The sequence below is a fragment of the Kitasatospora sp. NPDC059803 genome (assembly GCF_042732255.1).
Taxonomy (GTDB): domain Bacteria; phylum Actinomycetota; class Actinomycetes; order Streptomycetales; family Streptomycetaceae; genus Kitasatospora.
In genome coordinates, this window is sequence record NZ_JBHWIJ010000495.1 from 1 (window position 1) to 3,184 (window position 3,184).

4 protein-coding genes are annotated in these 3,184 nt (G+C 76.2%); 2 read left to right on the top strand and 2 right to left on the bottom strand.

Translation table 11 applies throughout. The annotated features are described in order from the left end of the window. The first annotated feature begins 182 nt into the window (after nt 1-182). Nucleotides 183-1,298 (top strand): NUDIX domain-containing protein, encoded by a 1,116-nt coding sequence (locus ACFV6I_RS38655; protein WP_380342463.1) that lies wholly within the window; start codon nt 183-185, stop codon nt 1,296-1,298. A gap of 134 nt (nt 1,299-1,432) precedes the next feature. After that, nucleotides 1,433-1,849: a DUF6188 family protein gene (locus ACFV6I_RS38660; protein ID WP_063350273.1), complete on the top strand. Its 417-nt coding sequence runs from the start codon at nt 1,433-1,435 to the stop codon at nt 1,847-1,849. Nucleotides 1,850-1,929: 80 nt separating this feature from the next. Here ACFV6I_RS38660 and ACFV6I_RS38665 read toward each other — a convergent pair whose 3' ends face one another. Then, on the bottom strand, nt 1,930-2,304 hold the full coding sequence (locus tag ACFV6I_RS38665; protein WP_063350272.1) for a hypothetical protein: 375 nt from the start codon (nt 2,302-2,304) through the stop codon (nt 1,930-1,932). A gap of 76 nt (nt 2,305-2,380) precedes the next feature. Next, nucleotides 2,381-2,824 carry a roadblock/LC7 domain-containing protein gene (locus ACFV6I_RS38670; RefSeq protein ID WP_363370967.1) on the bottom strand — a complete coding sequence of 148 codons (444 nt, stop codon included), beginning with the start codon at nt 2,822-2,824 and terminating at the stop codon, nt 2,381-2,383. Nucleotides 2,825-3,184 lie beyond the last annotated feature (360 nt).

The following is a 3,184-nucleotide window of genomic DNA, read 5'->3' on the forward strand; positions in this document are numbered from 1 at the left end:
CTCGGACTCACCCACAACGGCACGACCTGGCAAATCCAGGCCACCACCTGACAGCACGGCCCGGATCAACCCAAGATCTTCATCAGCCTTCTAGGACGGCTCGTGGGGGGAACCATGAAAGGGGTCCGCCGAGTCGTCGGGGGAACACGGCCTTCGAACCGGGCCTGACGGAGGGAGCAGCGGTGGACGCGTCATCCGGGAGCGGGCGGGAGTTGCTGGCGGCGGCGGGGGTGCTGTTCCCGGACGAGCGGGGGCGGGTGCTGGTGGTGCGGTTGCCGTACGACCGGAAGCATCCGGTGGCGATCCCGGGCGGCGGGTGGGAGCCGCAGGACCGCTCGCCCCGGGAGACCGCGCTGCGCGAGGTGGTGGAGGAACTCGGGTTCACGCCCCGGCTGGGGCCGCTGGCCTGCGTCGACTGGACGCTCGACCACTTCCGGCCGCCGATCGCCGCGTACCTGTACTGGGCGCAGCCGCTCACCGCCGAACAGGCCGCGGCGATCCGGCCGGACGCGGCGGAGGTCGGCGGCTGGGCCTGGCTGACCCCAGAACAGGCGGGCCACGCGCTGCCGCCCCTGCTGTCCCGCCGGGTCACGGCCTGCCTGCGGGCGCCGCGGTCGGCCGGTCCGCTGGAGCTGGAGGACAGCAGGCCCGTGGGGCACACCCTCGACCACCTGCCGGCGGACGAACCGCCGCCCGCGTACACCGGGCTGGCCGACGCGCCCGCCCTGGGCTCCGCCCCCGGCGGGCCCGGGTACGAGCCGCCGATGGACCGGGCCACCTACATCGCCACCCGCCCGCGGATCCGGGCCAAGGCGCGGGCCCTGTTCACCGACGACGCCGGGCGGGTCCTGCTGGTCCGGCTGCGGCCGTGGGACGGGCCGCGCGGCCGGGTGCCGTACTGGACGCTGCCGGGCGGCGGGATCGAGGCGGACCGGGAACTGCCCAGGGCGGCCGTCCGACGCGAGATCCGCGAGGAACTCGGCTGGGAGGTCGAACCGGGGCGGCTGCTGGCGCTGGACTGGCAGCCCGGGGCGGCCGCCGACCCGGAGGCCGACCCGGCGACCGGGCGGGACACCGCCGTGCTGGTGTCCGTGTTCGACGGGGGCACGGTGACGGAACGGATGCTCGGTTCGATCGCGCTGCCGGAGGAGGAGCTGGTGGAGTGGCGGCTCTGCGGCCCCGCCGAGGCACGGGCGCTGCTGACCGGCCCGTCCTGGGCCCGGACGGCCGCCGCGCTGGCCGCGCGGGAGCGGGCGGGCGGGCCGGCCGAGCTGGTGCGCGGACGCGCCGCCGGGTAGCGGCGGGCGGGCGGGTCGAGCGGGTTCAGGAGGGTTCAGGAGGGTTCAGGAGGGCGCGGCAGGGGGACCGGCCGGTCGGGCGGGGCTGTTGGGCAGGGCGGACAAGGCCGGGTCGGGTGGGTCACACTGGGGCCATGCAGAACGGGATCACGCAGCACGGGATCACGGAGGCACTGGCCGGCCGCCGGGTGGCGTCGGTCAGCGGCGGCGACCGACTGGACCTCACCCTCGACGGACCGGTGACCGTCCGGGTGGCGCACGAGTTCCGCCTCGCCGCGCCCTCCTTCACCGCCCCGGCGGAGGTCGAGCACTACTTTCCGGCGCTGACCGTCCGTCCGACCGGCACCCTGCTCGCGCTCGTCGGCCGGACCGTCGACACCGCCGAGATCACCCTCGCCGGCGGCCTGGAGCTGGCCTTCGCGGAGGGCGGCGCGCTGTCCGTCCCGCCGCACGCGCAGCTCGCGCCGTGGAGTGTGGAGACCGCCGAGGGGGCGGTGTGTGCGGGGCTGCCGGGCGGCGAGGTCCGGTGGACGGCGCCCGGCGCGGCCTGAGCCGGCGCCGGGCCGACGCGTCGTCCGGTCGGACTCTCCGGCCTGTCCGAGCTTTTCGAGCTGTCCGCCTGTCCGACCTGTCAGACCTCCAGGTCGGCCTCGATCCTGGTGAGCTGGTGGCGGGCCATCGCCAGGTTGGCCCGCGCCTTGTCCAGCGCCAGGTAGAGGAAGAGGCCCTTGCCGGTGCGGCCGGCGAGCGGCCGGATCAGGTGGTACTGGCTGCTGAGGGTGATCAGGATGTCCTCGATCCCGTCCTGTAGGCCGAGCATGTCCATGGTGCGCATCTTGGCGCGGACCACGTCGGTGTTCCCCGCCGCGGCCACGTTGAGGTCCAGCCCGCCGGGGCCGTCGAGGGTGGCGAGCGCCATTCCGCTGTTGTAGTCCACGAGTGCCGCGCCGATGGCGCCCTCGATGCTGGTCATGGCCTGCTTGAGCGCGCCGGCTGCGTCGGTCATCTGGGTAACTCCCTTTCGGTGGTGGGGTGCTGAGGTGATAGGTGCGATCGGCCGGGGGCCTGGCTGGTCAGGCCGGTCAGGCCGGGTCGCGGGGGTCCTTCGGCAGGAGGCTGTCGCTGAGCAGCCCGGCAATCCGCTGGGCCGAGCGGCGGGCCTCCAGGTGCAGCCGGCCGACGTTGACGTCCGGGTGCGCCAGCAGGGCCAGCACGCAGCTGCCCCCGGCCGCGTAGGTGGCGACGTAGCCGTGCTCGCCGCGCACCAGCGACTCACGGAACTCGCCCTGGCCGGTGGTGTCGGCGAGCCGTTGGGCCAGCGACAGCGAGGCCGCCGTCATCGCGGCCAGGCCGGAGGGTTCCGCCCCGTGGGTGTCGTGCGCGACCAACAGGCCGTCCACGCTGGCCACCAGGCCACCCGCGAGGTGCGGGACGCGCTGCTTGACGGCGCGGAGCTCGGCGAGCAGTTCGGTCTCCAAGGCGATCAGTTGTCTCCTTCCGACACGCTGCTTGAGCACCCGCCTCATGGCCGGGACGGCGGGGTCGCGGGTGGAGAGTGGTTCAAAGTCGGGCCTCCAGAAGGGTTCGGACCCGGGTCAGCAGCGCGATGTCCGGGTCGGGGACGGCCAGCGGCGGGTGGGCCGCTGCCGTGGTGGGCGGGCGATCGGAGCGGGCGGGGGCCACGGGGCCGGACGGCGTGGCGCCGGTGAGGGTGGCGCCGGGGACCCGGCGGTGCAGGCCTCCTCCCGGCGGGCGAGCGGGGGCCGGCGCCTCGGGGGCCGGGGGGGGGGGGGGCGGGGGGGCGCGGGGGGGGGGGGGGGGGGGCGGGGGGGCGCCCCCGCGCCCCGCCCCCGCCCCCGCCCGGGCCGCGGCGCCCCGGGCGCCGG

What these genes read in the sequence shown, in the direction of transcription:
- ACFV6I_RS38660 (WP_063350273.1), top strand. Translation starts at nt 1,433, where the DNA reads ATGCAGAACGGGATCACGCAGCACGGGATCACGGAGGCACTGGCCGGC.
- ACFV6I_RS38665 (WP_063350272.1), bottom strand. Translation starts at nt 2,304, where the DNA reads ATGACCGACGCAGCCGGCGCGCTCAAGCAGGCCATGACCAGCATCGAG.
- ACFV6I_RS38670 (WP_363370967.1), bottom strand. Translation starts at nt 2,824, where the DNA reads ATGAGGCGGGTGCTCAAGCAGCGTGTCGGAAGGAGACAACTGATCGCC.